Source organism: Flavobacterium sp. (genome assembly GCF_043760115.1).
GTDB lineage: Bacteria > Bacteroidota > Bacteroidia > Flavobacteriales > Flavobacteriaceae > Flavobacterium.
Map to the genome: position 1 here is coordinate 1 of NZ_JAYUPK010000138.1, position 5,292 is coordinate 5,292.

Annotated in this window: 6 protein-coding genes; 3 read left to right on the forward strand and 3 right to left on the reverse strand. The window is 29.0% G+C overall.

Translation table 11 applies throughout. The features are described from left to right. The first annotated feature begins 159 nt into the window (after positions 1 to 159). Positions 160 to 879, forward strand: coding sequence for a head GIN domain-containing protein (locus ACH2BC_RS11595; RefSeq protein WP_395054165.1), 720 nt, complete (start codon positions 160 to 162; stop codon positions 877 to 879). A 56-nt stretch (positions 880 to 935) separates the two neighbouring features. Here the strand turns inward: ACH2BC_RS11595 and ACH2BC_RS11600 are convergent, their stop codons facing one another. From ACH2BC_RS11600 to ACH2BC_RS11610, 3 genes are all read right to left on the reverse strand, one after another. After that, positions 936 to 1,886, reverse strand: a complete 951-nt coding sequence (locus ACH2BC_RS11600; protein WP_395054166.1) for a phosphoribosylaminoimidazolesuccinocarboxamide synthase — start codon at positions 1,884 to 1,886, stop codon at positions 936 to 938. Between the two features lie 70 nt (positions 1,887 to 1,956). Next, entirely contained in the window at positions 1,957 to 2,421 is a 465-nt protein-coding gene (gene tnpA / locus ACH2BC_RS11605; RefSeq protein WP_395054167.1) for an IS200/IS605 family transposase, read from the reverse strand. A 508-nt stretch (positions 2,422 to 2,929) separates the two neighbouring features. After that, positions 2,930 to 3,880, reverse strand: a complete 951-nt coding sequence (locus ACH2BC_RS11610) for a PhoH family protein (protein ID WP_395054168.1) — start codon at positions 3,878 to 3,880, stop codon at positions 2,930 to 2,932. 108 nt (positions 3,881 to 3,988) lie between these two features. Here ACH2BC_RS11610 and ACH2BC_RS11615 point away from each other — a divergent pair, with 108 nt between their 5' ends. Both ACH2BC_RS11615 and ACH2BC_RS11620 read left to right on the forward strand, forming a co-directional pair. Further along, the gene (locus ACH2BC_RS11615; protein WP_395054169.1) at positions 3,989 to 4,819 is read left to right on the forward strand and encodes an S-adenosyl-l-methionine hydroxide adenosyltransferase family protein; all 831 of its coding nucleotides are present in this window, start codon (positions 3,989 to 3,991) and stop codon (positions 4,817 to 4,819) included. A gap of 7 nt (positions 4,820 to 4,826) precedes the next feature. Then, on the forward strand, positions 4,827 to 5,292 hold a 466-nt coding region (locus ACH2BC_RS11620), incomplete at its 3' end, for a hypothetical protein (RefSeq protein WP_395054170.1).

Genomic DNA, 5,292 nt, shown 5'->3' on the forward strand with positions numbered 1-5,292 from the left:
AGGTAAACATCCAGTGAATTATCGCAAGAAGCTTCCTCTCGGTGTTACAAATTTATAAAAAAATATCAAATAAAATTAGGAATTGAAGATAGTACCTAAAAGATTATGGTTGTTACCATTATATAAAGTTTTTAAAAAATCAATCAAAATTTAAAATTTATGAAAAAATCAATTCTCATTCTTGCATTACTTTGCCTTACAATCAGTAACGCTCAAAAATTAAAAAAAATTAAAGGAAACCAAAAAATTGTATCCATAACAAGAACAACATCAGATTACGAAAAAATTTCAGTCTCAGGATCATTCGACGTAAAATTAGTTTCAGGAAAAGAAGGTAACATATCAATAAAATCAGACGAAAACCTATTAGAATTTATTAAAACCGAAGTAAATAACAATACATTATCAGTCTATTTCGAAAAAGGAAAATCAATACAATACGATTACAATTCTTCAATAGAAATTACTATTCCTTTTGAAACAATAAACCAAGTAACCTTCTCAGGTTCAGGAAATTTAACTAATACTGATTCCATAAATTCAGAAAATCTAGATATTACAATGTCAGGTTCAGGAAACGTAAAGTTTGAAACTTCAACAACCAATTTAAAAATAACTAAATCTGGCTCAGGAAATCTAATTGCCAAAGGTAAAACAACCAATATAGAGATACTTTCCTCAGGTTCTGGAAACGCTAATTTATCAGATTTGACTTCACAAAACGCAGTAGCAACTCAATCTGGATCTGGAAGCATAAAAGTAAATTGTAGCAAAAGTCTTGAAGCAAAAACTGTAGGTTCAGGAAATATACAATACAAAGGAACACCAGAAAAGGTTGATAAAAGTTCTACTGGTTCAGGAAGTATAACAGGAAATTAAACTCAATTTAAAACAAAAAATCTCAAATTCTAAATAAATTTGAGATTTTTTTATATTCAACTGTTAGCCAAATAATTTAAAACATTATTTTCAATTCTTTCATTTATAGAATCGATATCCGCTTTTACAAACTTTTCGCCAAGAATATTTTCATACAATTCTACATATCTCTCAGAAACACTTTCAATATAATCCACACTCATATCAGGAATTTGCTGTCCATCTTTACCTTGAAAACCGTTTTCTATCAACCATCGTCTCACAAATTCTTTAGACAATTGCTTCTGTTCTTCATTATTATCTTGACGTTCTTGATAACCATCAGCATAAAAATATCGTGACGAATCTGGAGTATGAATTTCGTCTATCAATACAATTTTACCTTCTTTAGTTTTTCCAAATTCATATTTTGTATCAACCAAAATCAATCCTCTACTTGCAGCAATTTCTGTTCCTCTTTGGTATAAATCTCTAGTATATTTTTCTAAAACTAAATAATCTTCTTCACTAACAATTCTATTTTCTAAAATAGCTTCTCTAGAAATATCTTCATCGTGCGAACCATTATCAGCTTTAGTTGTTGGAGTAATTATTGGCATTTCAAATTTGTCATTTTCTTTTAAACCTTCTTGCATTACAACACCACAAATAATTCTTTTTCCCAAAGAATATTCTCTTGCCGCATGTCCAGATAAATAACCTCGAATTACCATTTCGACCTTAAATGGTTCACATAAATAACCAATTGCAACATTTGGATCTGGTGTTGCAAGCAACCAGTTTGGAACAATATCTTGCGTTAATTCCATAAACTTCGTTGCTATTTGATTCAAAATCTGACCTTTATACGGAATTCCTTTTGGCATAACCACATCAAAAGCAGACAATCTATCTGTAGCAATCATTACTAAAAGTTCGTCATTTATATTGTAAACTTCTCTTACTTTACCTCGATAAACATTTTTTTGATTTGGAAAATTAAAATTGGTTGTAGTTAGTGTGTTCATTGTTTTATGTTGAGTTTTGCAAAAATAGTTTGTTTACAATAAACTCACAAACATTCAATCGATTGATTATTTAGTCTTCAAAAAATTCAAAAACATATTCCTCTTTAAACTCAACATTAAATTTTTCTAAAATTTCTAAATATTCCTGCTTAAAGCTTACTTTTTTATGCCTTACTTTTTGATTTAAAATATATTTATAAACATTGTCAATATGACTATGAATGTATGAAAAAGCTCCAAAACCTTCTTGCCAGTTGAATTTAGATTTTGTGAAATTGCTTTCTTTAATGAAAGTATTAGATGATTTTTTTATTTCTCTAACCAAATCTGATAAACAACAAGTTGGTTTCATTCCAATAAAAATATGAATATGATCTGGCATTCCGTTAATTATGATTAATTTCTGACCTTTATTAGTAATTATTCCAGTGATATATTTATATAATTGTTCTTCCCAAGTCGAATTAATCAATGCTTTTCTATTTTGTACAGCAAATACAATTTGAATATAAATTTGAGTAAAAGTATCAGCCATTATTTTTTTTAATTAAATCGTTAATAAAATATTAGAGGGATTTTATATATGCAAATGTAATATTCCACTTTTTTTAATTAATTCCAAAGAAATTATAAGATTATAAAAGCATATAAAAACTTTAACCAACTAACATAAAACTTTTTATAATTCCAGAGGAATTATATGTTTATAAAAAAGCTTATAGTAACTTGGTTATGTTTGACTCCAGCTGGAGTCAAACTATCTTATAACCATGTACAAGTTTTATAAACATAAAACTGCTCAGCAGTTATAAAATTTTAATAATTCCAGAGGAATTATATGTTTATAAAAGCTTATAAAAACTTTAACCAACTAACACATAACTTTTTATAATTCCAGAGGAATTATATGTTTGTAAAACTTTTAAACAACTTGGGTTTGACTCCAGCTGGAGTCAAACTATCTGATAACCATGTACAAGTTTTATAAACATAAAACTGCTACGCAATTTTATATAATTCCAAAGCAATTATATGTTTATAACCTAATCATTATTCTCAATACTTTTATAAGCATCTATTACTTTTTTAACTAATCTGTGACGCACAATATCTTTATCATCAAGATAAATAATTCCTATACCATCAATGTCTTTCAAAACCAAGATGGCTTCTTTCAATCCAGAAATTGTTCTTCGTGGTAAATCAACTTGACCAGGATCACCAGTAATAATAAACTTAGCGTTTTTTCCCATACGTGTCAAAAACATTTTCATTTGAGAATGTGTTGTGTTTTGTGCTTCATCAAGAATTACAAAAGCATTATCCAAAGTTCTACCACGCATAAAAGCCAAAGGTGCAATTTGAATTATACCCTTTAAAATATAATCTTCAAGCGTTTGTGGAGGCAACATATCGCGCAAAGCATCATAAAGTGGTTGCATATACGGATCGAGTTTTTCCTTTAAATCTCCAGGTAAAAATCCAAGATTTTCTCCTGCCTCTACTGCCGGACGAGTTAAAACAATTCGTTTTACTTGCTTTTCTTTCAATGCTTTAACTGCAAGTGCAACTCCAGTATATGTTTTTCCAGTTCCTGCTGGTCCAACTGCAAAAACCATATCGTTTTTAAAAACAGATTCTACCAGTTTTTGCTGATTTGGCGTCATTGCTTTAATCAATTTTCCTCCAATTCCGTGAACCAAAATCTTATCTTGGTCTGGCATTCGTTGCTCTTCTTGACTTGAACTATGAATTACTCTGTCAATTACATTGTTGTCAATTGTGTTATACCTAGTAAAATGTAACATCAATCGGTTAAAACGCTTTTCAAATTCGTCAAGTTCGGCTTTTTCGCCAAATGCTTTTAATGTTGTGCCTCTAGCAACAATCTTAAGTTTTGGATAATACTTTTTAATAGTTTCAAGATGAGCATCTTGTGCACCCCAAAAATCTTTTGGGGCGATGTCGTGTAATTCAATGATACGTTCGTTCAAATGGAAATGATTTTTTGATTAATTTTTTACTAATAATTAGTAGCTTTGCATTCATTCCAAATTTAAGAAATACAACAATACGTTTCTCATTTAGTTATAAACAATTTTATGTCAATAATTACGCTTACTACCGATTATGGATTAAAAGACCACTTTGTTGGTGCTTTAAAAGGTAAAATTCTATCAGAACATAACGAAGCTAAAATTATTGATATTTCTCACGATATTGATCCATTTAATGTTACCGAAGCTAGTTTTATAATTAGCGCATCTTATTCTAGCTTTCCCAAAGGAACTGTTCATTTAATTGGTGTAGATATTGAGCGCAATAAAGAAACACAACATATTGCAATTCAATGGAATGACCAATATTTTATTTGTGCCGATAACGGAATTTTAAGTATTTTAATTCAAAAAATTATTCCTCAAAAAATGGTTGCCATCAATATTCACGATAGATTATTGCCAGATGCAACCGATTTAGATGTGTTTATAAAAGTTGCTTGTCATCTTGCCAAAGGCGGATTATTAAACGTAATTGGCAAAGAAATTGAAGCAATTAAAGAAGTTACCGAGTTACAACCTATAGTTGCTGCCGATTCTAATTCAATTAAAGGATACATTATATATATAGATCATTTTGGAAATGCTGTAAGTAATATTACCAAAAAATTATTTTTAGACATCGCTAAAGCAAGACCTTATGAAATAAAGTTTAAAAATAAAGATATAAAAACTATTTTCGCAAAGTATTCAGACATTGGAATTTCAGAATTGTATCCAATAAAGAATTATGAAGGTCAAAAATTAGCCATTTTCAATGAAGCTGGATTTTTAGAAATTGCTATTTTTAGAAGCAATCCTAACAATGTTGGTTCTGCAAGTAGTTTGCTTGGTTTAAATTACAGAGATTTGATAACAATTGAATTTAAGAATTAATGTTATTATGAAAAAATATCCTCGAGAATTATCTTCTGGTGCAAACAATACAGTAATTGTATTGAATGATGACGAAGTTGCTAAATTATTTACTGGCGATACACGTTCGGATTTAGGTTCAGAAGCTGAAAAAATGAAATTTGCAAATACAATAAACGATCTTGTTGTTAAATTTATTCGATTGGATTATAATGACGAATTAAAAGCAGAAATGCTAGTGATGGAACGAATTCAACCTATTGATTTTAGAGCTTACGAAGTAGAAATTAGAGAATTATGGTTTGATGTTTTTAACGATGAATTAAAAGCATTACACAAAGCAGGATTTGTTCATCGAGATTTAAAAAGACCTTCTAATATTCAAGGTTTAGCATTTGACAACATATTATTAACCAACAAAGGTTTACGTTTAATTGATGTTGGAATTTCAGCATTAAAAAGTCAGGTTGGAGAAAAATTATTTCAAAAACAAT

Coding starts and splice junctions, on each gene's coding strand:
- ACH2BC_RS11595 (WP_395054165.1), top strand. CDS start 160: ATGAAAAAATCAATTCTCATTCTTGCATTACTTTGCCTTACAATCAGT.
- ACH2BC_RS11600 (WP_395054166.1), bottom strand. CDS start 1,886: ATGAACACACTAACTACAACCAATTTTAATTTTCCAAATCAAAAAAAT.
- tnpA (WP_395054167.1), bottom strand. CDS start 2,421: ATGGCTGATACTTTTACTCAAATTTATATTCAAATTGTATTTGCTGTA.
- ACH2BC_RS11615 (WP_395054169.1), top strand. CDS start 3,989: ATGTCAATAATTACGCTTACTACCGATTATGGATTAAAAGACCACTTT.